20 protein-coding genes and 1 riboswitch are annotated in these 26,184 nt (G+C 71.7%); of the genes, 11 read left to right on the top strand and 9 right to left on the bottom strand.

Translation table 11 applies throughout. The annotated features are described in order from the left end of the window. Positions 1–18: 18 nt before the first annotated feature. Positions 19–1,074, top strand: coding sequence for a G5 domain-containing protein (locus tag ABFY20_RS14030; RefSeq protein WP_368496841.1), 1,056 nt, complete (start codon positions 19–21; stop codon positions 1,072–1,074). Between the two features lie 24 nt (positions 1,075–1,098). Here the strand turns inward: ABFY20_RS14030 and ABFY20_RS14025 are convergent, their stop codons facing one another. The 3 genes from ABFY20_RS14025 to ABFY20_RS14015 form a co-directional block, all read right to left on the bottom strand. Beyond that, entirely contained in the window at positions 1,099–1,515 is a 417-nt protein-coding gene (locus ABFY20_RS14025; RefSeq protein WP_368496840.1) for a type II toxin-antitoxin system VapC family toxin, read from the bottom strand. Further along, entirely contained in the window at positions 1,512–1,763 is a 252-nt protein-coding gene (locus tag ABFY20_RS14020; RefSeq protein ID WP_368496839.1) for an Arc family DNA-binding protein, read from the bottom strand. Before ABFY20_RS14020 ends, ABFY20_RS14025 begins: the two co-directional genes overlap by 4 nt. A gap of 65 nt (positions 1,764–1,828) precedes the next feature. Continuing rightward, on the bottom strand, positions 1,829–2,767 hold the full coding sequence (locus tag ABFY20_RS14015; RefSeq protein ID WP_368496838.1) for an SDR family oxidoreductase: 939 nt from the start codon (positions 2,765–2,767) through the stop codon (positions 1,829–1,831). Between the two features lie 160 nt (positions 2,768–2,927). On the opposite strand from ABFY20_RS14015, the gene ABFY20_RS14010 reads away from it, so the two are divergent. Continuing rightward, the gene (locus ABFY20_RS14010; protein ID WP_368496837.1) at positions 2,928–3,773 is read left to right on the top strand and encodes a helix-turn-helix transcriptional regulator; all 846 of its coding nucleotides are present in this window, start codon (positions 2,928–2,930) and stop codon (positions 3,771–3,773) included. Positions 3,774–3,841: 68 nt separating this feature from the next. On the opposite strand, the gene ABFY20_RS14005 is transcribed toward ABFY20_RS14010, so the two are convergent. From ABFY20_RS14005 to hrpA, 3 genes are all read right to left on the bottom strand, one after another. After that, a complete protein-coding gene (locus ABFY20_RS14005; RefSeq protein WP_368496836.1) occupies positions 3,842–4,684 on the bottom strand; it encodes an aldo/keto reductase in 843 nt (280 codons plus the stop codon). 49 nt (positions 4,685–4,733) lie between these two features. Further along, positions 4,734–5,939 carry an MFS transporter gene (locus tag ABFY20_RS14000; RefSeq protein ID WP_368496835.1) on the bottom strand — a complete coding sequence of 402 codons (1,206 nt, stop codon included), beginning with the start codon at positions 5,937–5,939 and terminating at the stop codon, positions 4,734–4,736. A gap of 142 nt (positions 5,940–6,081) precedes the next feature. Next, positions 6,082–10,161 (bottom strand): ATP-dependent RNA helicase HrpA, encoded by a 4,080-nt coding sequence (gene hrpA / locus ABFY20_RS13995; protein WP_368496834.1) that lies wholly within the window; start codon positions 10,159–10,161, stop codon positions 6,082–6,084. 122 nt (positions 10,162–10,283) lie between these two features. On the opposite strand from hrpA, the gene ABFY20_RS13990 reads away from it, so the two are divergent. The 4 genes from ABFY20_RS13990 to ABFY20_RS13975 all read left to right on the top strand — a co-directional run bounded on the left by ABFY20_RS13990 (position 10,284) and on the right by ABFY20_RS13975 (position 15,358). Beyond that, positions 10,284–11,024, top strand: coding sequence for a DUF1684 domain-containing protein (locus ABFY20_RS13990; protein WP_368496833.1), 741 nt, complete (start codon positions 10,284–10,286; stop codon positions 11,022–11,024). Then, positions 11,021–12,973 carry a thioredoxin domain-containing protein gene (locus ABFY20_RS13985; RefSeq protein ID WP_368496832.1) on the top strand — a complete coding sequence of 651 codons (1,953 nt, stop codon included), beginning with the start codon at positions 11,021–11,023 and terminating at the stop codon, positions 12,971–12,973. Before ABFY20_RS13990 ends, ABFY20_RS13985 begins: the two co-directional genes overlap by 4 nt. A gap of 493 nt (positions 12,974–13,466) precedes the next feature. After that, positions 13,467–14,534 carry an ATP-binding cassette domain-containing protein gene (locus ABFY20_RS13980; RefSeq protein ID WP_368499800.1) on the top strand — a complete coding sequence of 356 codons (1,068 nt, stop codon included), beginning with the start codon at positions 13,467–13,469 and terminating at the stop codon, positions 14,532–14,534. Further along, a complete protein-coding gene (locus ABFY20_RS13975) occupies positions 14,531–15,358 on the top strand; it encodes an ABC transporter permease (RefSeq protein WP_368496831.1) in 828 nt (275 codons plus the stop codon). The genes ABFY20_RS13980 and ABFY20_RS13975 overlap by 4 nt, the downstream gene beginning before the upstream one ends. 173 nt (positions 15,359–15,531) lie before the next feature. Here the strand turns inward: ABFY20_RS13975 and ABFY20_RS13970 are convergent, their stop codons facing one another. Next, entirely contained in the window at positions 15,532–19,440 is a 3,909-nt protein-coding gene (locus ABFY20_RS13970; protein WP_368496830.1) for a BTAD domain-containing putative transcriptional regulator, read from the bottom strand. Positions 19,441–19,551: 111 nt separating this feature from the next. Further along, positions 19,552–19,615, top strand: a riboswitch (guanidine-III (ykkC-III) riboswitch). 16 nt (positions 19,616–19,631) lie between these two features. Between ABFY20_RS13970 and ABFY20_RS13965 the strand changes: the two genes are divergently transcribed. After that, positions 19,632–19,946 (top strand): multidrug efflux SMR transporter, encoded by a 315-nt coding sequence (locus tag ABFY20_RS13965; RefSeq protein WP_368496829.1) that lies wholly within the window; start codon positions 19,632–19,634, stop codon positions 19,944–19,946. A gap of 360 nt (positions 19,947–20,306) precedes the next feature. Here the strand turns inward: ABFY20_RS13965 and ABFY20_RS13960 are convergent, their stop codons facing one another. Both ABFY20_RS13960 and ABFY20_RS13955 read right to left on the bottom strand, forming a co-directional pair. Next, positions 20,307–21,374 carry a YeiH family protein gene (locus ABFY20_RS13960; RefSeq protein ID WP_368496828.1) on the bottom strand — a complete coding sequence of 356 codons (1,068 nt, stop codon included), beginning with the start codon at positions 21,372–21,374 and terminating at the stop codon, positions 20,307–20,309. Next, on the bottom strand, positions 21,365–22,990 hold the full coding sequence (locus ABFY20_RS13955) for a dolichyl-phosphate-mannose--protein mannosyltransferase (protein ID WP_368496827.1): 1,626 nt from the start codon (positions 22,988–22,990) through the stop codon (positions 21,365–21,367). The genes ABFY20_RS13960 and ABFY20_RS13955 overlap by 10 nt, the downstream gene beginning before the upstream one ends. Positions 22,991–23,075: 85 nt before the next feature. On the opposite strand from ABFY20_RS13955, the gene rsmI reads away from it, so the two are divergent. The 4 genes from rsmI to ABFY20_RS13935 all read left to right on the top strand — a co-directional run bounded on the left by rsmI (position 23,076) and on the right by ABFY20_RS13935 (position 26,141). Further along, positions 23,076–23,897, top strand: coding sequence for a 16S rRNA (cytidine(1402)-2'-O)-methyltransferase (gene rsmI / locus ABFY20_RS13950; RefSeq protein WP_368496826.1), 822 nt, complete (start codon positions 23,076–23,078; stop codon positions 23,895–23,897). 131 nt (positions 23,898–24,028) lie between these two features. Continuing rightward, entirely contained in the window at positions 24,029–24,892 is an 864-nt protein-coding gene (locus tag ABFY20_RS13945; RefSeq protein ID WP_368496825.1) for a fumarylacetoacetate hydrolase family protein, read from the top strand. After that, positions 24,889–25,470 carry an alcohol dehydrogenase catalytic domain-containing protein gene (locus ABFY20_RS13940; protein ID WP_368496824.1) on the top strand — a complete coding sequence of 194 codons (582 nt, stop codon included), beginning with the start codon at positions 24,889–24,891 and terminating at the stop codon, positions 25,468–25,470. Before ABFY20_RS13945 ends, ABFY20_RS13940 begins: the two co-directional genes overlap by 4 nt. Then, positions 25,467–26,141, top strand: coding sequence for an SDR family NAD(P)-dependent oxidoreductase (locus ABFY20_RS13935; protein ID WP_368496823.1), 675 nt, complete (start codon positions 25,467–25,469; stop codon positions 26,139–26,141). Before ABFY20_RS13940 ends, ABFY20_RS13935 begins: the two co-directional genes overlap by 4 nt. The last annotated feature ends 43 nt before the right edge of the window (positions 26,142–26,184 follow it).

The following is a 26,184-nucleotide window of genomic DNA, read 5'->3' as shown; positions in this document are numbered from 1 at the left end:
CCCGAATGCGAAGACCCGATGACGACTCCTCCCGCTGCCCCCGGCTGGTACGCCGACCCGAAAGACCCCCGCCAGCAGCGCTGGTGGGACGGCACCCGATGGACCGAGTTCACGACCGCCTGGGCGCAGACCACCGACACGCCCTTCCCGCCGCTGCCGACGCCGACACCGGATGCTCGCGGCGGGCAGGCGACGAAGCGCTGGCGCCCGAGCCTCACCACCTGGATCGTCGCGGCGATCGCCGTGCTCCTCGCACTCATCGGTGCGACCCGCACCGGCTTCGGCGGCTTCCTCATCGTCGTGGCGTTGTTCGGCGTGGGCGCCGGCGTCTACACGCTCGCCACCCGTCGGGCGGGATGGCTGAACCTGCCGCGCACGAAGGGAGCCGGCGGTGCCGCCCTCGGGATCTCCGTCGCCGTTCTCCTGCTCGGTGCGCTGGTGGCGCCGCGCCCGGTCGCCACCGAGCTCGCCGGCGGGCAGAGTGACGGCGCGGCCATCAGCGCCCAGAGCGGAACGGGCCAGGAGTCGGTGGCGGACCCCACCCGCGCATCCGAACCCACCGCGACCCCGAAGCCGACGGCGACCTCCAAGCCGACCTCCACCCCCAGGCCCGCCCCGTCGCTCGTCATGGTCGACGTGCCCGAGGCCATCGCCTTCGGGGCATCGACCTACGAAGACCCGAACGTCGACGTCGGAACGAACGTGGTCGTGACCGCCGGAGTCGCCGGCCAGAAGGTGACCCGCTGGGAGCTCACGGTCGTCGACGGCGTCGAGACCGCCCGCCGCCTCGTGTCGGAGACCGTCACCGTCGCGCCCGTCGACGAGGTCACCGCCATCGGCACCCGGCAGCCGCCACCCCCGCCCGCCCCGGAGCCCGAGCCGCAGCCCGAAGCCGCCGCACCCGGTGGCGGATGCGACCCGAACTACGCCGGCGCCTGCGTCCCCATCGACTCCGACGTCGACTGCGCCGGCGGCAGCGGCAACGGCCCCTCCTACGTGCGCGGCCCGGTGCAGGTCATCGGCTCCGACATCTACGACCTCGACCGCGACGGCGACGGCATCGCCTGCGACTGAGGCCGCGCGCTCACGCAGGACTGCTCAGCCCAGGTTCCAGGGATTGACGAGGTCGATGTCGAGGTCTTCGAAGTCGGAGACGTTTCTCGTGGCGAGGGTCGCGCCCGTGCTGGCGCAGATGGCTGCGATCATGCCGTCCTCGACGCTCAGTGGTCGGCCGGCACGAGTGCGGGCCTCATCCATGCGCGCGTAGGTTCGCGCAGCATTCCCCTCGAAGGGGAGCAGGTCTCGGCGGAAAGCCCGCGCCACGTTCTCGATACCTTCCTCGAGTCGCTGGCGGCGGCGACCGCGGGGGAGTGCGCCCGCCCCACGACAGAGCTCGGCCAAAGAGACAGAGGTGATGGCCACCGGCTCGTGCAGCCCGGCAAGCCAGTCGACGACCCCCGGAGACGGATTCGGCCGAAGTGGCTCCGAGAGCACATTCGTGTCGAGCACGATCACGAGAAGTCGATCTTCCGCGGAAGAGACCGAGCTGGGAGCACGAGCTCGTCCTCGTCGCCGCTCACGCGGCCGACGGAGCGGACCTCGGACGCGAGCTCCAGCCACGCCTGCGCGAGTCCCGGCTCGGCGACCGCCTCGGTCAAGATCGCGCGGACTTCTGACTCCATCGAGCGTTGGTGGCTGGCAGCGCGCTCGCGCAGGCGGTTCCGCACATCGTCGTCGAGGTTTCTCACTATGATCGCCGCCATCTTGGCCTCCCAGCACCGATGATAGCGGTGATAGCATCACCCGTCCAAGCCGTAGAGCGGCCTCCTCAGCGGATGGGCACGCCGGTGAGCTGCAGGGAGAGGTCCCAGATGCGAGCGGCGTCGGCGGGGGAGGTGAGGCGTGAGTAGAGGGGCTGCTCGGCGGGGGCGCCACCGACGTGGCCGGGGCCGCGGGGGCCGTAGAGGTGGCCGCCCACCGCATCCGGGCTGGCGGCGGCGTAGAGGGCGGGAAGGGCTGCCGACTCGACCGTACCCACCAAAATGCCCCGCGACGACAGGAAGCGGATGAGCCGGCGCCCTGCCGTGTCGGAAGACCGCCCGAGCTCGGGGCGCGCCGCGAGCAGGCTCGTCGGAGCGACGCCCGGGTGGGCGAGGTTGCTGGTGATGCCCCAGTCTTCGGCGTGACTGCGCCGATCGAGTTCCAGGGCGAAGAGGCCGAAGGCGATCTTCGAGCTGCTGTAGGCGCGCATGCCGTTGTAGGCATGCATCCAGTTCGGGTCGTCCCAGTTCACGGCTCCTGAGTTGGCGGCGACGCTGATCTGCGAGGTCACCCGGGCGTTCCCGGCCCTGAGGAGGGGCAGCAGTTCGCCGACGAGCGCGACGTGGCCGAGGTGGTTGGTGCCGAACTGCAGCTCGAAGCCGTCGGCGGTCTCCTGGCGGTCGGGCGGGGTCATCACGCCCGCGTTGTTGACGAGCAGATGGATCGGGTCTCCGGATGCGCGGAGCGCCTCCCCGAGGGCGGCGACCGACCCGAGCGACGACAGATCGAGGTCGTGCAGGGTGACCGCCGCATCCGGAACCGAGTCGCGGATGGTCGCCACAGCACGCTCGCCCTTGGCGCGATTGCGCACCGGCAGGAGGAGCGACGCGCCTGCGACGGCGAGGCGGGTGGCGATGACGAGTCCGATGCCGTCGCTCGCCCCCGTGACGAGGGCGCGGCGGCCGGTGAGGTCGGGGAGGGAGATGTCGGGGTGGGGGCGAGGCATGTCGGGCTCCTTCGAGGGGGTTGCGGCGGTGGCGAGGTGCGATGAACCCATGCTCCCGTCGCGGCGAGCCCGCGTTCAGGACCTCCGCATCCTGGGATCGCTGGTCCGTGGATGCGCATCGCGCGGTCGTATAGAAAGGAGGGCGACGAGAGGGCATCGCATGGAGATCGACCGAGCCGGCCTCGCGGAGTTCCTCCGCCGACGCCGCGAGTCGCTGCAGCCGAGCGACGTCGGGTTGCCCCAGGGAGTGCGTCGCCGCACGAGCGGGCTCCGCCGCGAGGAGGTCGCGGTGCTCTGCAACATGTCGGCCGACTACTACTCGAGGCTCGAACGCGAACGCGGCCCGCAGCCGTCGGAGCAGATGGTCACCGCGATCGCCCAGGGCCTCCACCTCTCGCTCGCCGAGCGCGACCACCTGTTCCGGCTCGCCGGGCACAACCCGCCCGCCAGGGGCGGGGCCGCCGAGTACATCAGCCCGGGTATGCTGCGCATCCTCGACCGGCTCGACGACACCCCCGCCGAGATCGTCACCGAACTGGGCGAGACGTTGCGGCAGACCCGACTCGGCGTCGCACTCACAGGCGACCTCACGCGGTTCAGCGGGCCCGAACGCAGCCTCGGGTTCCGCTGGTTCACCGACCCGTCGACCCGCGCGCTCTACGCGACGGAGGAGCACGAGTTCCTCACCCGCCTGTTCGCCGCGGGCCTCCGCGAGCTCGCCACGAAACGCGGCTCCGGTTCGCGGGCCGCGCAGTTCGTCGAGCTGCTGCAGGAGCGGAGCGCCGAGTTCCGCGACACGTGGGCGCTGCACGAGGTGGGGTTACGCCCCCGCGACACGAAGCACTTCGTGCACCCCGAACTCGGAGAGCTCGAGCTCAGCTGCCAGAGCCTCCTCGACGCCGAGAGCTCGCAGATGCTCCTCGTCTACACCGCTGTTCCGGGCAGCGAGAGCTACGAGAAGCTGCAGCTGCTCTCGGTGATCGGGCCGCAGGCGCTGCGCGGCTGAGGCATCGGGCGCGATAGAACGCCGCACACGCGATCGAACGCCCGCACCCCAGAGCGAACGCCCGCCCCTCAGTTGCGCTCGTCGGGGTCGACCCCCGTACGCTCTCCCGTCTCGAGCGCGGCGAGAGCGCCGAGGTCGTCGGAGTCGAGCACGAAGTCGAACACGTCGATGTTCTCCCGGATGCGCGCCGACGTCACCGACTTCGGAATCACCGCGATGCCGCTCTGCACGTGCCAGCGCAGCACGATCTGCGCGGGACTCTTCCCGTGCTTCTCGCCCAACTGCGCGAGCACCGAACCGCCGTGCGCGGGCTCGAGCACGTGGCCGCGGGCAAGGGGCGACCACGCCTGCGTGACGATGTCGAGCTCGGCGTCGAAGGCGCGCAGCGCGTGCTGGGGAAGCCACGGATGCAGCTCCACCTGGTTCACCGCCGGCACCACCCCGGTCTCGTCGATGAGCCTCGAGACGTGCTTCGGGTGGAAGTTCGCGACGCCGATCGACCTCGCCCGCCCCTCCGCCTTCAACGTCGTGAGCGCTCGCCAGGTGTCGACGTAGCGGTCGCGCAGCGGTGCAGGCCAGTGGATGAGGTAGGCGTCGACGTAGTCGAGCCCGAGGGCCGCGAGCGACTCGTCGAAGGAGCGCAGCGTCGAGTCGTAGCCGTTGTCGGTGTGCCACACCTTGGTGGTGACGAACACCTCCTGTCGCGGCACCCCGCTGCGCCGCACTCCCTCGCCGACGCCGCGTTCGTTGAGATACATCGACGCGGTGTCGACGAGACGGTAGCCGTTCTGCAGGGCGAAGGCCACAGCATCCGCCGCCTCGTCGTCGCCCGTCTTGTACACGCCGAGACCGAGCTGCGGCATGCGGGCGCCGTCGTTCAGGGTGAGCAGCGGTGAGAGCGCGTCGACCATGAGCCCAGTCAAGCAGACACCGGCTCGCGAGGAGCCGGGACGGCGGAGGTCAGTTGACCATGCCCACGGGCTCGGTGTCGGGGATGGGGCTCGCGTCACGCCCGCGCAGGTCGGGGTGGAACCGCTTGCCGACGAACGGCACGATGAACCCGAGCAGCGCCAGCCCCGCCGCCACCAGGAACGCGCCCACCGACCCGATGCCGTCGATGAGGAAGCCGGCGAGCGACGACCCGAGGGCCGCGCCGATGAGCTGGCCGGTGCCGACCCATCCGTAGGCCTCCGCCGTGTCGCTGAAGCGCACACTCGCCGAGACGATGGCGAACATCACCGCGAGGGCGGGTGCGATGCCGATTCCCGCGATGAAGAGCGTGACGGCGAGCCACCACACATTCAGCCACGCGGCGGCGATGGCGGTGCCGATGAACACGATCGCCATGCGGCGCGCCAGCGCCCAGGGCCCGATCGGTTTGTGACCGAGCGCGAGGCCGCCGACCAGTGAGCCGATGGCGAAGACTGCGAGCACGAAGCCCGCCTCCGCGCCCCCTTCGCCGAAGGTCGAGACGACCCCGGCCTCGATGGCCGCGCATGCCGCCACGAGCAGGAAGCCCACGATCGTCGCGAGCAGCACGGGCGGCTTCTTCAGCACCACACCGAGCTTGCGCTTCGACCTCGGGATGCGCACCCGGCCGAGCTCGGGGCTCGTCACGAACCAGATTCCCCCGCCGATGAGGAACGCCACCGCGAGCAGGATCCCCCAGGCGGTGCCGATCTGCAGGGAGACGAAGGTGGTGACGACGGGGCCGAGGATCCAGATGATCTCCTGCGCCGAGGCGTCGAGGGAGAACAGCGGAGTGAGCTGCTGCGAGTTGACCATCTTGGGGTAGATGGTGCGCACCGCCGGCTGGATGGGCGGCATCGTGAGTCCTGCGATGAACGCCACGACCATGTCGGCGGCGATGCCGATGGGGAACAGGGCGATGGTCGTGATGGCGAGGGCGCAGATGATCATCGTGGTGATGATGACCGGTCGCATCCCCCAGACGCCCATCAACCGGCTCGTCAACGGCCCCGCGATCGCTTGCCCGATGCTGAGCGCCGCGAGCACGAGACCCGCCACACCGTACGACTCGTAGGTGTGCTCGATGTGCAGCAGGAACGCCAACGACAGCATGCCGAACGGGAAACGCGCGGTGAGCTGAGCAGCGATGATACGCGCGACTCCGCGTGTCTTCAGGAGGGTGGCGTAGCTGCTCATAACCGAACGAGTCTAGTCGCCGCCTCGGGCGTCGAAGCCGCTCCGGCGCCTCTGGACACCCGAAGGATGCTTCACCGTCTCGTCAGCGCGGCTAACGGATGCGCGGGGCGAGTGAGACGACCGCGCGGCGCGGGGACACCCCCTAGACGAGGAGCTTCGTGATGCGCTGCAGGGAGGCGGGTTCGGCGGTGCCGAGGGGCTGGGCGAACAGGCTGATGCGGAGCTCCTCGAGCAGCCAGCGGGCCCGCACCAGGTTCTCGGGCGAATGCGGGGCGACGGGAAGGCGGCCGCCCGCATCCGTGTACCGGGCGGTCGCGGTCTGCACCTCGGTCATCCAGGCGCGGTCGCGCGCAGGGTTGTCGGGTAGCTTCTCGAGCCGGTAGACGATGCCCGCGAGATACCGCGGCAGGTGGCCGAGGCGGGCGAGACCCGTGTGGGAGACGAACCCGGGGAAGGCGAGCGCGGCGAGCTGCTCACGTGCGTCGGTGACCGCAGGCACGAGCGCCATGCTGGTCACCGATTTGATGGCGCGTTCGACGTCGCGGACACCGCTCAGGATGCGCACCACTGTCGCGATGGTCTGATCGAGCAGCGGGAGAACCGCCTTCGAGAGGCGGTCGCGCACGGCCTCGAACTCGGCTGCGGACCAGACGAGCCCGTCGGGATGCAGGGCTCGGAGAGCCTCCTCGGCACAAGCGAGCATCGCGTCGTCGAAGAGGGCGTTCACGTTCTGGTACGGGCTCGTGGCGAGCAGGAGCTTCTCGTTCTGCGTGAGGTGGTCGCGCACGTACGACGCGGGGCTCGGCACCGCGAGCTCGAGCAGGCGGAGGACGCCGGCCGGGGTGGTGCGCTGCTGCTCGTCGGCGGTGGCGAGCAGGCGCAGCGCGACGGAGGTCTTCTGGTCGACGAGGGCGGGGTAGGCGCGGATGACGCCGCCGTGCTGGGCGGTGTCGACGTGACGGGGGAGGTCGCCGAAGGTCCAGGCGGTGAGGCCGGTGCGTTCGGCGAAGCGGGGGCCGGAGGCGGGGGTGCCGGGCGTGCCGGGGGCACCCGGGGTGCCCGGGCCTCCGCGGCTGCTCCCGGCGCTGCCTCCTCCACGGCGGGGCGCGGCGGAGGCGACCCTCGAGGCTGGGTCGTCGCCGACGCCGCGCCCGGCGCCCGCGCCCGACGCGCGCGCGATGCTCGCCCGGGCGGCGTCGGCGAGCTTCGACTGCAGGGCCGTGAGATCCTTCCCGGCGCCGACCGTGCGCCCCCGCTCGTCGACCACCCGGAACGTCACTCGCAGATGCTCGGGCAGACGGTCGCGCTCGAAGTCGGCAGCCGTCACCTGCACGTGGGCGAGACGCGTCATCGTCTTCGCCAGCGCGTCGAGGAAGGCGGGGGAGTCTGCGCCCGACGTGCCCTGCGCATCCGGAATCTCGTCGAGCAGACGACCGGCCCAGTCGGTGGCCGGCACGAAGTTCACGCGCAGCCGCTTCGGCAGCACCTTGATGAGCGCCACCACGAGCTCGCGCCGGAACCCGGGCACCTGCGACTCGAAGGCGCGCTCCTCGAGTCGCGGCAGAAGAGCGAGCGGCACCGTCGCCGTCACGCCGTCGTCGTCGGCGCCCGGCTCGAAGCGGTAGCTCAGCGCGAGGCGCTGGTCGCCCTGCTGCCACATCGCGGGGAACTCGGTCTCGTCGACCTCGGGAGCGCCCTCGGGCAGCAGGGTCTCGAGGGTCATGCTGAGGAGGTCGGGGTCGTCGTGCCGAGCCTTCTTCCACCACCCCTCGAAGGTGCGCTGCGACAGCACGTCGCGCGGGATGCGCGCCTGGTAGAACTCGAACACGGCCTCGTCGTCGAGCAGGATGTCGCGGCGCCGCGAGCGCTCCTCGAGCTGTTCGAGCTCGCGCCGGAACTGCCGGTTGGCGCGGTCGAAGGCCTGCTGCGACTCCCACTCGCCCTCGACGAGCGCGTGACGGATGAACAGCTCGCGTGCGTACTCCGGGTCGACCCGGGCGAACTGGATGCGCCGGCGTGCCACGATCGGCACCCCGAACAGCGTCACCCGCTCGTAGGCGACGGCGGCACCCTGCTTCTTCTCCCAGTGCGGTTCGGAGTAGTTGCGCTTCACCAGGTCGCCCGCGAGCGACTCGGCCCAGGCCGGGTCGATCGCCGCGTTCATGCGGGCGAACAGACGGCTGGTCTCGACGAGCTCGGCGCTCATCACGGCGCTCGGCTGCTTCTTGGCGAGGGTCGAGCCGGGGAAGATCATGAAGCGGGTCTGGCGGGCTCCGAGGTAGTCGCGCTTGGCCTGGTCGCGCAGGCCGATCTGCGAGAGGAGCCCGGAGAGCAGAGAACGGTGGATGCCGTCGGGGTTCACGCTCGGCTCGCCGAGGGTGAGTCCGAGAGGCTTGGCGAGCTGACGCAGCTGCCGGTAGACGTCTTGCCACTCGCGGATGCGCAGATAGTTGAGGAACTCGGCCTTGCACAGGCGGCGGAAGGCGCTCGAACTCAGCTCGCGCTGCTTCTCCTCCAGGTAGTTCCAGAGGTTCAGCAGGGTGAGGAAGTCGCTCGTGGGGTCGGCGAAGCGGGCGTGCAGCTCGTCGGCGCGCCCGCGCTTGTCGAGCGGGCGCTCGCGCGGGTCTTGGATGGTGAGACCGGCCACGATGGCGAGCACCTCGCGGCTGGTGTTCGTGCGCTTCGACTCCACCACCATGCGGGCGAAGCGGGGTTCGATGGGGAGACGGGCGAGGTCGCGGCCGATGCGGGTGAGTTGGGGTGCGTTCGAGGCCGTCGCTGGTTGCGTTTTCGAGGCTGCTGCGGCGCCGTCGGCCTGACGGCCGGCGGGGCTGCCGCCTTTCGCGACGCTGCGCGTCGCGCCAAGCTCGGCGAGAAGATCGAGACCATCCTTGATGCCCCGGGAGTCGGGCGGCTGGAGGAAGGGGAACGAGGCGATGTCGCCGAGGTCGAGCGAGATCATCTGCAGGATGACCGCGGCGAGGTTCGTGCGCAGGATCTCGGGGTCGGTGAACTCGGGCCGCCGCTCGAAGTCCTCCTGCGAGTAGAGGCGGATCGCGATGCCGTCGCTGGTGCGCCCAGAGCGGCCCGAGCGCTGGTTCGCGCTCGCCTGCGAGATCGCCTCGATCGGCAGGCGCTGCACCTTCGACCGCACCGAGTACCGGCTGATGCGCGCGGTGCCGGCATCGATCACGTACTTGATGCCCGGCACCGTGAGGCTGGTCTCGGCGACGTTCGTGGCGAGGACGACCCGGCGACGGACGCCCGGGGTCGAGCTGCGCTGGAAGACTTTGTGCTGGTCGGCGGCGCTCAACCGCCCGTAGAGCGGCAGCACCTCGGTGTCGGCGATGCGCCCGCTCGACGCGAGGCGGCCTCGGAGGGCCTCCTCCGCATCCCGGATCTCGGTCTCGCCCGAGAGGAACACGAGCACGTCGCCCGGGGCCTCGCGGGCGAGCTCGTCGAGGGCGTCACCGATGGCCTCGACGAGGTCTTTGGGCTCGGGGGCGGAGGCGCCGGGTGCGCCGGATGGGCGTGGTGCGCGGGCGGGGCGCTGGTCGATGGCGTCGGCGTCGGCGTCGTCGTCGTCTGGGTCGTCGGTGGGCGCTTCGGGTGCGAGCGGACGGTACCTGATCTCGACCGGGAAGGTGCGACCCGAGACCTCGACGATGGGAGCGGGGCGACCCTCCGCATCCGCGAAGTGACGGGCGAAGCTCTCGGGGTCGATGGTCGCACTCGTGATGACGACCTTGAGGTCGGGGCGGCGGGGGAGGAGCTGCTTGAGGTAGCCGAGGAGGAAGTCGATGTTGAGGCTGCGCTCGTGCGCCTCGTCGATGATGATCGTGTCGTAGCGCGAGAGCATCCGGTCGTGGTTCATCTCATTGAGCAGGATGCCGTCGGTCATCAGCTTGATGCGCGTCGCCTTCGAGGCGCGGTCGGTGAAGCGCACCTGGTAGCCGACGAGCCCGCCGACCTCCTGACCGAGCTCCTCGGCGATGCGCTCGGCGATGGTGCGTGCGGCGAGCCGCCGCGGCTGCGTGTGGCCGATCGACTCTCGGCCGAGCTCGAGGCAGATCTTCGGCAGCTGCGTCGTCTTGCCCGACCCCGTCTCGCCCGCCACGATCACGACCTGGTGGTCACGGATGGCGCGCGCGATCTCGTCCTTCTTCTGGCTGACCGGCAGCTCGGGAGGAAAGACGATGCGGAGGGGGGAGTCGGCAGACATGAGCCTTCCATCCTACGACGGGAGGCCCGTGGGTGCGGCGGGTGGCTCGTAGTGGGGCGCGCGGCGGAAGGCTTCTCGGGTGCTGCCTGCTCGCTGTCGGAGGCCGGGCGTACGCTCTGACCATGAGCGACAGCGAGTTCGAGAAGGCCTGGGGGAGCTGGCACGAGGCCAGGCTGCGCACCGTCACCGCCCCGCACGGCACGGCTTCGCTGGTGGCAACCCACTGGCTGACGGCCGAGCCGCAGCGACTGCACGGGCTCGAAGGGTCGTGGCACCTCGACGACGGGGCGGTCGTGGGCGACGACTTCACCATCGAGGAGGGCGGTGAGACCCTCGTCGGGCGGCTGCTTCTGCGGCACTTCCGGCGCGACGACGACGTCGCCGTGCGGGTGCTCGACCCCGAAGCGACGAGCCGCGCATCCGTCGACGGCATCAGCGCCTACTCTCCCGACGAGGCGTGGGTGCTGAAGGGGCGGTTCACGCCGGCCCCCGTCGACGCCACCGTCGAACTGCACCTCGTCGACGGCTACGTCGAGAGCTCGCGGCTGGCCGGCACCATCGCGCTCGAGGTTGACGGGCGCGAGGTCGAGCTGGTGGCCACGGGCGATGCGAGCGGGATGCTCGTGGTGTTCGGCGACACCACGAACGGCGACGAGACCTACCGCTTCCGCTTCCTCAAGCTGCGGGCCGATGCGGGCGGCGGCGAGATCGAGGTCGACTTCAATCGGGCGTACCTTCCGCCCTGCGCCTTCGCCGACTTCTACGTCTGCCCCTTCCCGCCGCCCCAGAACCGGCTCGACGTGCCGGTTCGGGCGGGCGAGAAGTCCGTGGTGAGAAGTACTGAGGGGAGCGCCGTCGCATGACGAATCGCCTCGCCTCCGCCATCAGCCCGTATCTGAGGTCGCACGCCGAGAATCCGGTCGACTGGTGGGCGTGGGGCGAGGAGGCGTTCGCCGAGGCCCGGCGCCGCGATGTCCCGGTGCTGGTGTCGATCGGCTACTCCACCTGCCACTGGTGCCACGTCATGGCGCGCGAGAGCTTCAGCGACCCTGCGCTCGCCGCCGTGCTGAACGAGCGGTTCGTGGCGGTGAAGGTCGACCGGGAGGAGCATCCTGAGGTCGACTCCGCCTACCTCGCCGCGGCGGGGGCGTTCACGCAGAACCTGGGCTGGCCGCTCAACGTGTTCACGACGGGCGACGCGAAGGTGTTCTACGGGGGCACCTACTCGCCGCCGGTGCCCGTTGACGGGCATCCGTCGTTCCGGCAGGTGCTCGACGCGGTGTGGGAGGCATGGACGGCTCGGCGCGGTGAGGTGGAGACTCTGGCGGGCGAGGTGGCGGCAGCGGTCGGAGCCGCGGGGGCGGCCGACACGGGCCCCGACGTCGCCCTCCCCGGCGCCGAGGCGCTCGCCGGAGCCGTCGGCGAGCTGCTCGAGTACGAAGACACGCAAGACGGCGGGTTCGGCGGAGCACCCAAGTTCCCGGTGGCACCCGTGCTGCGCTTCCTGCTCGCGTCGCCGGCACCGGGGGCGCGGGAGCTCGCCCACCGCACGTTGCGGGCGATGGCGGAGTCGCCGCTGCGCGACGCGGTGGAGGGCGGGTTCTTCCGGTACGCCACCCGCCGCGACTGGAGCGACCCGCACTACGAACGGATGCTCTACGACAACGCCCTGCTGCTCGACGCGTACACGATCGCGTGGGCGCAGGACGCCACGCCCGAGGGCAGCTGGGCCCGCGACACCGCCGCGGGGGTGGCCTCGTTCCTGGTCTCGGTGATGCAGTTGCCCGGGGGTGGTTTCGCGTCGGCGCAAGACTCCGAGAGCACCGTCGACGGGCGCCGCGTGGAGGGCGGGTACTACCTGCTCGACGCCGCCGGCCGCGCGCAGCAGAGCCCGCCGGCGCTCGACGAGAAGGTGCTCACCGGCTGGAACGGGCTCGCCATCTCGGCACTCGCCCGCGCCGGCCTCGCGCTCGACGACCCGGCGCTCATCGCCGCCGCCCGGCACGCCGCCGACTTCCTGCTCGCCGAGCACATGCGGGGCGAGGTGCTCGTGCGTGCCTCGGTCGACGGTGTGGCGTCGGAGGCGCGCGCCACCCTCGAAGACTACGGAATGCTCGCCGAGGGCCTGCTGCGGCTCGGTGCTGCGACCGGCTCGGTGCGGTACGCGGAGGCGGGGCGGATGCTCGTCGACGCGGTGCTCGACGCCGGCTTCTCGGTGCCGGGCGGGGGCGACCCGGTGCTCGGGGCACGGGGGCTCGCGGTGGAGCTCGACCCCTCGGAGGGGGCGTACCCCTCCGGGTCGAGCGCCGTGTGCTCGGCGGCCCTGCTGCTGCACGCGCTTACCGGTCGGCGCGAGTACCGGTCGGCGGTGATATCGGCGGTCTCGCGAGTGGCGCCCCTGGCCGTCACCCGCCCCATCTCGTTCGGCACCACCCTCGAGCTGCTCACCCGCCTCTCCACCCCCTTCGAAGAACTCGTGCTCATCGAGCCCGACGGCGACGCCGTCCCTGCAGGCGGCGGCGCGGGCCCAGACAGCGGCGGCGATGGCGACGGCGCCCGCGAGGAGCGCGCGCCGATGGTGTCTGAGGAGACGCGCATGGCGGCCGAGGGCCTCCGCGCGGCGGTGCGCATGGCGACGAGTGATCTCGTCGCGGTCGCGAGCGAGTCCGCGGCGGCGATGCTCGCCTCGGCGGGCTTCGAGCTCTTCGCCGGCCGCACGGCCCCGTCGGGCGTGCCCACCGCCTACCTCTGCCACGACGCGGTCTGCCGCCTCCCCGCCACCACCGCCTCGGCCCTCGCGGCCGCCCGCTGACCCACCCCGCGGGCAGTTTCTTACTGACAAAGTCCGTGAAGACTGCACTCTTCACGGACTTTCTCCGCAGAAAGTGGCGGGGATGGGGTGGGCCGGGCCGGCGGGCCCCGAGCCCATTTTCTTGCGGACAAAGTCCGTCCAAACCGCATTCCCGACGGACTTTGTCCGCAAGAAAGTGGGGTGGATAGGGGACCCGGATGCGCGGGGCGGATCAGCGGGCGGTGGCGAGAGCCGAGAGGGCGGTGGTAGGGGCTCGGGAAGCCGGATGCGCGGGGCCCGTCTGGGGGGGGGGCTTCGCGCCCACGTTCTCACGGACAAAGTCCGTGTAAACCGCAGTCTTCACGGACTTTGTACGGGAGAACGTGCGCGGGGCGGGGCCGCGCACGCGCCGCGTGTAAGCGGCGCGTCAGCGCCGGGTAAGAGGCCGGGAGGAGAGTCGTGGCAGAGCGAGACGCTCACCTCGAACCTCCCGAAAGGAGACCGCATGTCGACCATGAACCCGAACGCCCGCATCCACGGCGACTGGGCCGTCGAAGCCCACGGACTCGTCAAGGTCTTCGGCGACAACCGCGCCGTCGACGGCGTCGACCTCAGCGTGCGCACCGGCACCGTCTACGGCGTGCTCGGCCCGAACGGCGCCGGCAAGACCACCACCATCCGCATGCTCGCCACCCTGCTGAAGCCCGACGGGGGCGAAGCCACCGTCTTCGGCCACGACATCCGTCGCGAGCCGCAGGTGGTGCGGCAGCTCATCGGCGTCACCGGCCAGTACGCCAGCGTCGACGAGACGCTCAGCGCCACCGAGAACCTCGTGCTGTTCTCCCGCCTCAACGGGCTCAGCCGACGGGATGCGCGCAAGAAGTCCACAGAGCTCCTCGAGGAGTTCGGACTCACAGAAGCAGCCAAACGCCCCCTCAAGAAGTTCTCGGGTGGTATGCGCCGTCGCCTCGACCTCGCCGCCAGCCTCATCTCGCAGCCGCCGCTCATCTTCCTCGACGAGCCCACCACCGGCCTCGACCCGCGCACCCGCGCTCAGATGTGGGACACCATCCGGCGCCTCGTCTCCACCGGGTCGACGGTGCTCCTCACCACCCAGTACCTCGACGAGGCCGACCAGCTCGCCGACCGCATCGCCGTCATCGACCGCGGTGTCGTCGTGGCCGAGGGCACGGCGGATGAGCTGAAGGGCTCGGTCGGCCAGGCCTCGCTGCTGCTGCGCTTGGCCGACGCCGCGAACCTCGAGCGGGCGCGCTTCGCCATCCTCGACGTGCTCGGCGTCGAGTCGGTGCTGAGCCCCGAGGCCGGGCGCGTGACCGCCCCCATGACCGACCCCGACTCGGTCACCGACCTGCTCATCCGGCTGCGGGCCGACGGCATCGCCGTCGCCGAGCTCTCGGTGCAGCAGCCCACCCTCGACGAGGTGTTCCTCGCCCTCACCGGGCACACCGCCGGAGACGGAACGGATGCTGCCGACGCGAGTCGCGCATCCGGAACCGCCGAGGGTGCCGCCCCCGGCGACGCAGCCGCCGCATCCGAACTCGAACTGGAGACCAGCCGATGACCACGACCATCGCCCCCGCCACCATCGCCCCCGGGGCCAGCCGCACCCTCAAGAACCACGTCAGCATCGCGCAGACCGTGCAGAACTCGTTCAGCATGGCGGCTCGCGGGCTCATCAAGATCAGGCGCACGCCCGAGCAGCTCATCGACGTGACGCTGCAGCCGATCATCTTCACGCTGATGTTCACGTACATCTTCGGTGGGGCGATCGCGGGCAGCATCGCCGACTACCTGCCGCAGCTCATTCCGGGCATCCTCGTGCAGACCGTGATCACCACGTCGGTCGTGACCGGCATCCAGCTGCGCGAAGACATGGACAAGGGCGTGTTCGACCGCTTCAAGTCGCTGCCCATCGCCCGCATCGCACCGCTGGCCGGCGCGCTGCTCGCCGACACCGTGCGCTACGCCATCGCCACCACGCTCACCTTCACGATGGGCGTGATCATGGGATACCGCCCGGGCGGCGGCTTCGGGTTCGTGGTGCTGGCGGGGCTGCTCGTCATCGCCTGCTCGTGGGCGATCAGCTGGATCTTCGCGTTCTTCGGCGTCATCGCCCGCAGCGCGTCGAGTGTGCAGGGCATCTCGTTCCTGGTGCTGTTCCCGCTGACGTTCCTGTCGAACGCGTTCGTGCCCGTCGACACGCTGCCGACGTTCCTGCAGTGGTTCGTGAACATCAACCCGGTGTCGCACCTCGTGACGGCCGTGCGCGACCTCGCGAACAACGGCATGTGGACGAGCGACGCGTGGATCTCGCTGCTCGGCGCCGCGATCATCGTCGCGATCTTCGCGCCGCTCACGGTGCGGGCGTACATGAAGAAGGCGTGAGCGCGGGCCGCGCAGTGCGGGTGGCGCGTGCGCGGCGTGGGTGGCGCGTGCGCGGCGCGTGCGGGCGCGGTGGCGTCCGGGCCCCGCGGTGGGTGGCTTCGAGCCGGCCTGCCGCGGGGTTTCGCTGTTTCCGTGCGGGGTTCGGCGAGGGTGGAAGTCGTCTGCGGGCGGGGTCAGTGCCAGCCCCACGACCACGGGGCGGGGGTGGCGAGAAGTGCGGCGATGCGGGCGGGCCGCTCGGCGGCGGGCACAGCTGCGGCGGATGCGCGGGCAGCGGCGAGCGGGTCGGGGGCGGATGCGCGGGCCGAGTCGAGCAGGTGGGGGCCGGATGGGGCGGCGGATGCGCGGTCGGCGGCGAGCGGGTCGGGGGCGGATGCGCCGTCGGCGGGGGCGGCGGGATGGGGGTGGGCGAAGCGGGTGAGGAGGGCGTCGAGGTGGAGGGCGGGGGAGTCCTGGCGGGCGCCCATCGACTCGGCGAGGGCGAGGAGCTCGAGGGTGAGCTCGGGGTGGAGGGGGTGCACCCAGACGGCGAGTCCGATGACGGAGGCGCCGAGCACGGGGTGGTCGACACGTCCGCCCAGGCGGAGGGTCGCCAGGGTGCGCGAACGCAGACGGCGAGCCAGCGTGAGGCGCTCTGCGGCGAAGTGGGCGGCGGCCGTGCCGCGGGCGTCGGCCTCGGCGGCGGGCGCCCCGAGGTTCGAGATGGCCATCGGGGAGGACGTGACTGCCCCGTCCGCGGCACCGGCGGCCACCGCGCGGCCGGTGGCGGTGCTTGCGTCCACCGCGCCGGCCGCCGCACCACCCAAGCCACCCGCCGCGCCACCCAAGCCACCCGCGCACGCGTCCGTGAGCGCCGCGGCGAGCAGGTGCGGGGCGTCGAGGGTCTGGGCGACGAGGGCCGCCGAGAGCACGATGAGGTACCAGGGGGAGGCGCGCATGCGCGGGGCGGAGGCGAAGGTGTCGATGGCGCGGGCGTAGTACTCGCGGGCCTCGGCGAAGCGGCCCTCGGCGCGGGCGAGCTCGGCGAGGCCGGAGTTGCCTATCGCGGCGATGTCGACGCCGTCGCTCTCACCCGGGCTCACCACGAGCCGCTCGAACACTTCTCGCGCCGCCTCGAACTCGCCCGTGGCGATCTGGTTGCTGGCGATCACCCACTCGATCTGCCGCAGGTCGTCGGCGGCGCCGAGCCGTGCGAGACCGAGACGGGCCTGCTCGGCCCAGCGCAGCGCATCCGTCGGCTCGTTGCTCTGGCTGTGCAGGGCGCCGAGCATCTGCGCGGCCATCGCCCCGCCCCAGGTGTCGTCGAGCGACTCGGCGAGGCGGGCGGCAGCACGGGCGTAGGCCACCGCATCCGCCCGGCGCCCCTCGTTCTCGGCCCAGACGCTGCCCATGATCGTGCCGAGCAGCGCGGTGGGCCGGTGCGACGAGCCCATGGCCACCTCGACGCGCGAGCGCAGCAGGTTCTCGTCTCCCGACGCCAGCAGCACGCCCGCCATCGTCGCCAGGCGCTCGTCGGCCGGCGGATGCTCGCGTACCAGACGCCTCAGCTGCGACAGCGGCCGAACCGCGAAGCGCAGATCGATCAGCAGGTTCGTCGCCACGACCACCACGAGCCCGGTCGTGAGCAGGTCGCGCCGCGACGCCTCGGGCTTGTACCCCTGCAGCACCTCGTAGACGGGCCGGCTGAACGCCAGCACCTCACTGTGCGCGCTTCGCAGCGACCAATAGTAGCCGAGTAGCGCGAACACCGACGCGACGACCTCGTCGCGCCCGGCGTCGATGGCGCGGCGAAGGAGGTCGATGAGGTTGTCCTCCTCGACGGCGATCGCCGCGAAGGTCTCGACCTGCCGAGCACCGTCGGTGTCGGGCAGCAGGCGGAGCGCCAGCCCGTCGGCCCAGCCGAACAGGCCGTCGCGCACCGCGTCTCGCCGGCCTTCACGCTCGAGCTGCTGCTGTCCGAACTCGCGCACCGTCTCGAGCATGCGGTACCGCATGCCGACCGGCCCCTCGACCATCGATACGAGCGACTGCGATACCAGCGCGTCGAGAAGGTCGAGCGCGGCGAGCTCGTCGACGCCCAGCACCGCAGCCGCGCCTTCGAGGCCGAAACCGTCGGCGAACTCGGAGAGACTCGCGAGGGCGCGCTGCTCGTCGCGGCCGAGCAGGTTCCAGCTCCACTCGATCACCGCGAACAGCGTGCGGTGCCGCTCGGGCGCGGAACGATCGCCGCCCGCCAGCAGCACGAAGCGGTTCGACAGCCTGCGCTCGATCTCGTCGATCGACAGCGAACGGATGCGCGCCGCCGCCAGCTCGATGGCCAACGGCAGGCCGTCCAGGCGAGAGCACAGCCGCGCCACGGTATCGAGGGGGAGGAGCGCGTCGGGGCGGGCGGCCGTGGCCCGGTCGACGAAGAGCTGTACGGCGGGGTCGTCGAGCTGGGCGGGGGAGCCCGGCGGGAGGGAGCCGAGCGGGGCGACTGAGGAGACAGAGGAGACAGAGGTGACGGATGCTGCTGCCGCCGCACTCCCCGCTTCACCCGCACCGCCCGCTCTCGCATCCGCACCGCCCGCTGCACCCGCTGTCGCCCCCGCGGCGGCTGCGGCGGCTGCACCCGCCCCGCCCGCTGCCCCCGCGCCGCCCGCCCCGCCCGCGGCACGCCCGAGCGGCGGCAGCGCGTAGACCCGCTCGCTCGAGATGGCGAGCGGTGTGCGGCTCGTGGTGAGCACGGTCAGCTCGGGCAGCTCGCCCGTGAGCTCGGCGCACCACGCGGCGGCCGCCTCGACGAGGTGCTCGCAGTTGTCGACGACGAGCAGGGTGCGCCGTTCGCCGAGCCGGTTCAGGATGCGCGTGCGCAGATCGGCCCGCACCACCTGGTCTCCGATGCGTCGGCTCGTCGCCACCTCTCTGATGCCGAGGGCCGCAGCGAGCGCGAACACCACGTCGTCTCCCGACCGTACACCGGCGAGTTCGACGACGACGATCGACTCGAACGCTCCGGACGCCGCCGCACGCGCGGCGAGCTCGTGCACGATGCGGGTCTTGCCGAGTCCGCCGGGCCCGAGCACGGTGATGACGCGGGAGCGGTGAAGGAGCTGTTCGAGCGCGACGAGGTCGTCGTCGCGGCCGATGAGCTCGTTGGGTGCCGCCCGCACGCCCCGCACGATCGCGGCGGGGGCGGAGAGCGTGAGACGAGAGGAGATGAGGGCAGGTGCTTCAGGCGCCTCCGGCCCCGTCGCCGTCGCCGTCGCCGATCTTCCCGCCGGGCGAGGCACCGGGGCCGGCGACGATGCGAACGCCGGCGCCTCGCCCTCCCGCCCGAGCAGCTCGAGGTTCAAGGCCTGGAGTTCAGGGGACGGGCTCGTCCCGAAAGCCTCCTGCACAGCTGCCCGGAAGTCGGCGAACGCCTCGAGCGCCTCGGTCGGCCTGCCGAGCGCGTCGAGCGCCTGCATCAGCAGCAGCCGGGCGCTGTCATCGAAGGGCGCGAGCACGGTCAGCCGCTCGGCGAGCTCCTCCGCCTCGTGGGCTCGCCCGAGTCGCACAGCCGCCGTCGCCTGGGCCATCGTGAGACCGTGCGAGGCGACCGCCGCGCGGTGACGGAGGGCATCGGCCACCGCGGTCTCGCCGAGATCGGCACCGGGCTCTCCGCTCCACAGTGTGAGCGCGTCGCGTGCGAGTGCGTGCGCTCGGGCGTCGTCGCCGTCGTCGAGCGCTGCCCGCGCTCGATCGAGGCCGAGCTCGGCGGCACCGAGGTCGATCTCGTCGGGCTCGACGCCGAGTCGGTAGCCGGAGGGCAGCGACTCGACGACCTCGTCGCCGACCGCCGCGCGCAGGCGCGACACCAGGGTCTGCAGCGCTGCCTTCGCGCCTCCCGGTGGGGAGTCGCCCCAGACCTCGTCGATGAGCTGGGTCGGGGCCAGCGGTCGGGGAGCCGCGAGGGCGAGCGCCGCGACGAGCGTTCTCGCTCGCACGCCGGCCGGCTCCAGCCGTTCGCCGGCGGCGGCGAGCACCGCGACGGGCCCGAGCACGGTCACCCGCACGGGGCCCGTGTGCCCGGTGGCGCTCGAGTGCCTGGCATCGCTCACGCACAAAGCCTAGGCGGTGCCACCGACGCGCATCTGCTCCCGCACCCCGCGCATCCGCCCGTCCGCTCCTCCGTGCACAGGCGCTGAGCAGCCTCCCGTGCGACACTGGAGGCAAGGCCGCCGAGCGGCCTCCGGACGAGGGCGCAGTACCCGGCACGCGACAAGACTGACCATCCAGGGAGTGGACTGTCATGTCATGGATCGTGCTCATCGCATCCGGTGTTCTCGAGGCCGTCTGGGCCACCGCGCTCGGCAAGTCGCAGGGCTTCACGAAGCTGTGGCCGACCGTCGTCTTCGGCGTGGGACTGCTCGCTTCGATGGGCGGGCTCGCCTATGCGCTCCGCACCATCCCCGTCGGCACCGGCTACGCGGTGTGGGTCGGCATCGGGGCCTCGCTGACCGTCATCTACGGCATGACCTTCGGCGGCGAGGGCTTCTCGCTCGTGCGCGCGCTGCTCGTGCTCGGCATCGTCGCCTGCGTGATCGGCTTGAAGCTCACGCACTGAGCCGGTGGGCGACAGCGAGCGGATGCTCGATGCGGCTCACGCGTCGCAGCCCACGCCGCCGCCACCGCCACCGCTCACCGTGGCTGCCGCGCGCCGCCCGCGTGGTCGCCGCCGCCCGCCACCCACCGCCCCCGCGGCGGCCACCGCCCACGTGGTCGCCGTCGCCCGTCGCCCACCGCCCACGTGGTCGCCGCCGCGCCGCCCCCGCGGCGGCCGTCGCCCGCCGCTCACGTGGTCGCCGCCGCGCCGCCCCCGCGGCGGCCGTCGCCCGCCGCTCACCGGGCCGCCGCCGCGCGCCGCGCGCCGCTCACCGGGCCGCCCCCGCAGCTCACCGGGCCGCCGCCGCGCGCCGCCCGCAGCTCACGCGAGCAGATACACCGCCCCCAGCGACAGGGCGGCGATCAGGGCCCACGATGCGAGCCCCACGATGAGAGCCCGCCACCCGGTGCGGGCCAGGGCCCGGAAGCGGATGTTCGATCCCAGCGCGAACAGCGCCAGCGAGAACAGGATGGTCTGCACCACGTCGGCGACCTCGAGCACGGCGCCGGAGGCGGTGTCGTCGAGGAGGGGCACGACGACGGTACGGGCCAGCATGGCGAGGATGAAGCCCACGATGAACAGGGGCACGATGGGCGGCCGCTTCGTGGCCGGGCGGTCGACGATGTCGGGGTGGCCCGCGGGCAGCGCCGCGTTGCGGGCGTCTCGCCGCCGCTCCACCAGACCCACCACCGCCACCATCGGTGCGAGGGTCAGCACCCGGGTGAGTTTCACCACGACCGCCGCGGCCAGCGCCGCCGGCCCCGCGATCTGCGCGGTGGCGACGACCTGACCGACGTCGTGCACGCTGAGGCCCACCCATACGCCGAAGTCTTCGGTCGAGAGCCCGAGCGGGATGCGCAGTACCGGCAGCACGAAGATCGCCAGCGTGCCGCAGAGGGTGACAAGCGCGATGGGCGTGGCGGTGTCGTCGTCTTTGCTGCGGGTGACCGCGCTCATCGCCCCGACCGCCGAGGCGCCGCAGATGGAGAAGCCGGCCGCGACGAGGATCGGCTGGGTGCCGGGGAGGCCGAGCAGCTTTCCGAACCACAGCGTGGCGAGGAAGGTGATGGTGACGACCAGCACGATGACGACGATGGTCTCCCCGCCGAGACCGGCGATGTCGACGAGGCTGAGTTTCAGCCCGAGCAGCACGATGCCGATGCGCAGCAGCCGTCTCGCCGCCACTGCGATGCCGGGCTTCAGCGCGCCATCGAGGAGGCGCTGCACGGCCGGGACCTGCCCGGCCACCATGCCGAGCCCCACCGCCGCCGTGAGCTGCGGCACCACGGGGAACGCCAGATGGAGGCCGAAGGCGAGCGCGGCCGCGCCACCCGCCACGAGCAGCCCGGGAAGGGCGAGCCGAGCCGCCGTCCCGCGGCTCAGCGCCACGTGGGCAACCAGTAGTGGAGGCTGAGGAACCAGGACGGAATGGGCATCGCCGTCCACACCGGCAGGAACCAGGCCGACACGAGCACGCAGAGGGCGAGGAACGCGCCGACGACGAGCAGGGCCCTGGTGCGCTGCGGTCTCGGGTCGCCCCGTGAGCCGAGTGCGAGCCCGATGACGAAGGCGAGCCCGAGGATCATGTAGGGCTCGAAGGCGATCGTGTAGAACTGGAACACCGTGCGGTTGATGTAGAGCAGCCACGGCAGGTACCCGGCGACCATGCCCATGAGGATGAGCCCGACCTGCCACTCCCGCTTCACGACGAGGCGGTAGACGAGGTAGAACAGCGCTGCAGTGGCGCACCACCAGATGATGGGATTCGCGATCGAGGTGATGTTCTCGTAACAAGTCTGTCCGCCGCAGACGCTGTCGTCGACCTGGTTCACATACATCTGCGTGGGCCGCACGAGGAACAGCCAGCTCAGCGGGTTCGCCTGATACGGGTGAGGCGAGTGCTCGTTGACGTGGTAGTTGTACACCGCCGTCTCGAGGTGCCAGAAGTTCTGCACCGCGAGCGGCACCCACGACAGCGCACCCGTCCATTCGCCGTTGTTGCTCTGCGCCCAGGTGCGGTACATGCCGCCGGAGGTGGCGAACCAGCCGGCCCAGGTGATCAGGTAGCTCACCAGCGCGAGCGGCACGAGCAGCAGGAACGTGACGGGGCCCTGCTTCAGCACGGCCGAGCTGAACCAGAACGGGATGCCGAGCCGGCGCCGCGCCAGGGCGTCGACCACGATGAGGTACACGCCGAACGCGGCGAGGAAGTACAGGCCGGACCACTTCACCGAGGAGGCGAGCCCGAAGGCCACCGCGGCCGCGAGCACCCAGGGCCGGTTCCACAGCACCGGCCCCCACTCGGGCACGGCTCCCGTGCCCTTCTCCCGTGCCGCGACGGCGGCCGCCAACCTCGTGGCGTGCCACTGCCGGTCGAGCAGCACCGCGCCGAAGCCGAGCAGCAGGAACAGCGCCGAGATGCCGTCGAGGATGCCCACCCGGCTCATGACGATGGCGTGCCCGTCGATGGCGAGGAGGAACCCGGCGATGGTGCCGAGCAGCGTCGAGCGCAGCAGCATCGTGCCGATGAGGGCGGTGAGGAGCACGAGCAGGATGCCGCAGACCGCGACCGAGAACCGCCAGCCGAAGGAGTTGTCGGGCCCGAACAGCGCCATGCCGGCGCCGATCACCCACTTGCCGAGCGGCGGATGCACGGCGAACGACGGATCCGTCTTGAACAGGTCGGCGCCGCCCGCGGCGAACTGCGCGTCGACGTCGGCGGGCCAGCTCGCCTCGTAGCCGAGGTTCCAGGTCGACCAGCCGTCTTTGACGTAGAAGGTCTCGTCGAAGACCAGGGAGTGCGGGTGACCGAGGTTGACCAGCCGCAGCACGGCGGCGAGCAGCGTGACGGCGATCGGCCCGCCCCAGCGCCAGAGGCGCTCGCGTGCCGGGGTGGCCATGAGCCGCAGCCACCAGTCGTCGAGCCGCGACCCGGTGGGCCCGGTGTAGCCGGCCGCCTCGGGTGCGGGCGACGAATCGGCGTCGGTCGCCACCTCTGTGCTCACCCGGCCATGCTAACGGGCAGAGGGTGTGCGCATCCGTCACCCGGGCATCCTGTGGACGGTCTCGGGCTGATGGGAGACTGTGGAGATGTTAGTACTCGCGGCGACGCCCATCGGCAACCTCAAAGACGCCTCGCAGCGACTCGTCGAACTGCTGGAGTCGGCGGAGGTGGTCGCCGCCGAAGACACCAGGGTCACGGCCAAGCTGCTGCGCGCTCTCGGCATCGAGAACCGACCACGCCTCATCCCGGTGCACGAGCACAACGAGCGCGAGAAGGCGGCATCGCTCGTCGAGCTCGCACGCGACGGCGACCTCGTGCTGGTGAGCGACGCCGGGATGCCCGCGGTCTCCGACCCCGGGTACCAGCTCGTCGTCGCCGCGATCGACGCCGGAGTCGACGTGACCGTCGTGCCCGGGCCCTCCGCCGTCGTCACCGCACTCGCGCTGTCGGGACTGCCGACCGACCGCTTCACCTTCGAGGGATTTCTGCCGCGGAAGCAGGGGGAGCGGCTGGCGACGTTCCGCGAGCTCGCGCGCGAGCGCCGCACCATGGTGTTCTTCGAGTCCCCCAACCGCATCGCCGACGCGCTCGCCGATCTCGCCACCGTGCTCGGCCCCGACCGCCGGGTCGCCGTGGTGCGCGAGCTCACGAAGCTGTACGAGGAGGCGAAGCGGGGCACCGCATCCGAGCTCGCCGAATGGGCTGCGGCCGGGGTGAAGGGGGAGATCTGTCTCGTGGTGGCGGGTGCGGCCGCCCTCGAGATCGACCTCGCCACCGGGGTCGAGCAGGTGCTCGAACTCGTCGCCGACGGACAGCGGATGAAGGATGCCGCGGCCGCCATCGCAGAGGCCACCGGTCTCGGCCGTCGCGATCTCTACGAAGGAGCCCTGGAGGCCCGGCAGCGCTGAGGCGCCGCGTCGAGCTCTTTCGATTACTCACGCTATTCCGACTATAGGAATAGCGTGACAAATGATGAAATCCCACCCTAAGGTGGTGCGTGTCAGGGCCGACGGCGTGCGTCTCGCCCGGGAAGGACACGATGAAGCTGCTCCGGGTCGGTCGAGCGGGAGCCGAGAAGCCCGGCGTGCTCGCCGGAGACGATTCCTGGGTCGATCTCTCCGACGTCGTCGGCGACTTCGACGAGGAGTTCTTCGGTTTGGGCGGTCTCGACCGCATCCGTCCCGTGGTGGAGCGGCGCTTGGCCTCTGGCGAAGGCCGGCTCCCGCTCGAGGGTCTCCGCGTCGGAGCGCCGATCGCGCGCCCCCACCAGATCCTCTGCGTGGGCCTCAACTACGCCGACCACGCGGCCGAGACCGGGCAGGCCGTGCCGGCGGAGCCCATCCTCTTCACCAAGTCGCCCAACACGCTGGTGGGGCCCTTCGACGACGTGCGCCTGCCGCGCGGGGCGACGAAGGCCGACTGGGAGGTCGAGCTCGGCATCGTCATCGGCCGTCGCACGAGCTACCTCGACAGCACCGAGGATGCGCGCAACGCGATCGCGGGCTACACCCTGGTGAACGACGTGAGCGAACGCGCCTTCCAGCTCGAGCGCGGCGGCCAGTGGCTGAAGGGCAAGTCGGCCGAGACCTTCAACCCGGCCGGGCCGTGGCTCGTCACCCCCGACGAGATCGACGACGTGCTGGACCTCGCGATGTGGCTCGACGTGAACGGCGTGCGCCGGCAGGACGGGTCGAGCTCGACCATGATCTTCGACCCGCTCACGATCGTGCACTACGTGAGTCAGTTCCTCGTGCTCGAGCCGGGCGACCTCATCAACACCGGAACGCCCCCCGGCGTCGGGATGGGGCTGACCCCTCCCGTGTGGCTGCAGGAGGGCGACGTGATGGAGCTCGGCATCGCCGGGCTCGGCACCCAGCGCCAGACGGTGGTCGGTGCGCGATGAGGGCCCTCGTCATCACCGGCCCCGGTCGGGCCGAGGTGCAGGAGGTCGCCCCTCCCGTCGCCGTTCCCGGCGAGGTCGTCGTCGACGTGGCCCGCGCGGGCATCTGCGGCACCGACGTCGAGTTCTTCACCGGCGAGATGCAGTACCTGCACGACGGCAACGCGAGCTACCCCATCCGCATCGGCCACGAGTGGATGGGCACGGTGACCGACATCGGCGACGGCGTCGACCCTTCGTGGCTCGGCGCGCGCGTGACCGGCGACACCATGCTCGGCTGCGGCACCTGCCGTCGCTGCCGGAGCGGCTACCAGCGGGTGTGCGCCTCGCGCACCGAGCTGGGCGTGCGCGGCGGCCGACCGGGCGCCCTCGCCGACCAGGTCGCCGTGCCCGCCACCGCCCTCCACCGCCTTCCCGACGCCGTCGACGACGCGGCGGGCGCGCTCGTCGACGTCTCAGCCGTCGGCGTCCTCGGTGGCTCGCCGGGGCTCGACGGCACCATCGCCGCGGACGCCGCCGCCCCGGGCGCACCCGCCGCCCCTCACACCATCACCACCGCAGAAGGAGCACTCCGCCGATGAGAAGAGCACTGGTCACCGGAGGTATGAGCGGCCTCGGCGCGGCCTCGGCGACGCGGTTGCGCGCCGACGGCATCGAGGTCGTGACGGGCGACATCGCCCCGGGTGCCGACGTGCACCTCGACGTCTCCGACCCCGCCTCGATCGAACGGGCGGTCGCCGATGCGGGCCCCGTCGACATCCTCATCAACTCCGCAGGCATCGTGGGGCCGAACGCCCCGCTGCTCGACACCACGCCCGAGCAGTGGCACTCGGTGCTCGCCGTCAACGTCGTGGGGGTGGCGGGGATGATGCGCGCGGTCGTGCCCGGCATGGTGGAGCGCGGCTGGGGGCGCGTGGTGAACTTCGCGAGCATGGCCGGCAAGGACGGCAACCCGAATTTGTCCATCTACTCGGCCTCGAAGGCCGCGGTCATCGCGCTCACCAAGTCGTCGGGCAAGGAACTCGCGACCACGGGCGTGATCGTGAACGCCATCGCCCCGGCCGTGATCGCCACGCCGATGAACGACACGACGGCGCCCGAGGTGCTCGCGCACATCACCAGCCTCATCCCCATGAAGCGGGTGGGCCGTCCGGAGGAGGTCGCCGAGCTGGTCGCCTGGCTGAGCTCCGACGGCGTGAGCTTCTCGACCGGCGCCGTCTACGACATCAGCGGCGGGCGCGCGACCTACTGAGTCGCGGCGGGCGGCGGCCGCGGGCGGCGGGCGCCGGGGGCGG

The organism is Herbiconiux sp. A18JL235 (assembly GCF_040939305.1).
Classification (GTDB): Bacteria; Actinomycetota; Actinomycetes; order Actinomycetales; family Microbacteriaceae; genus Herbiconiux.
This window is presented reverse-complemented; position numbering and strand designations above follow the sequence as displayed.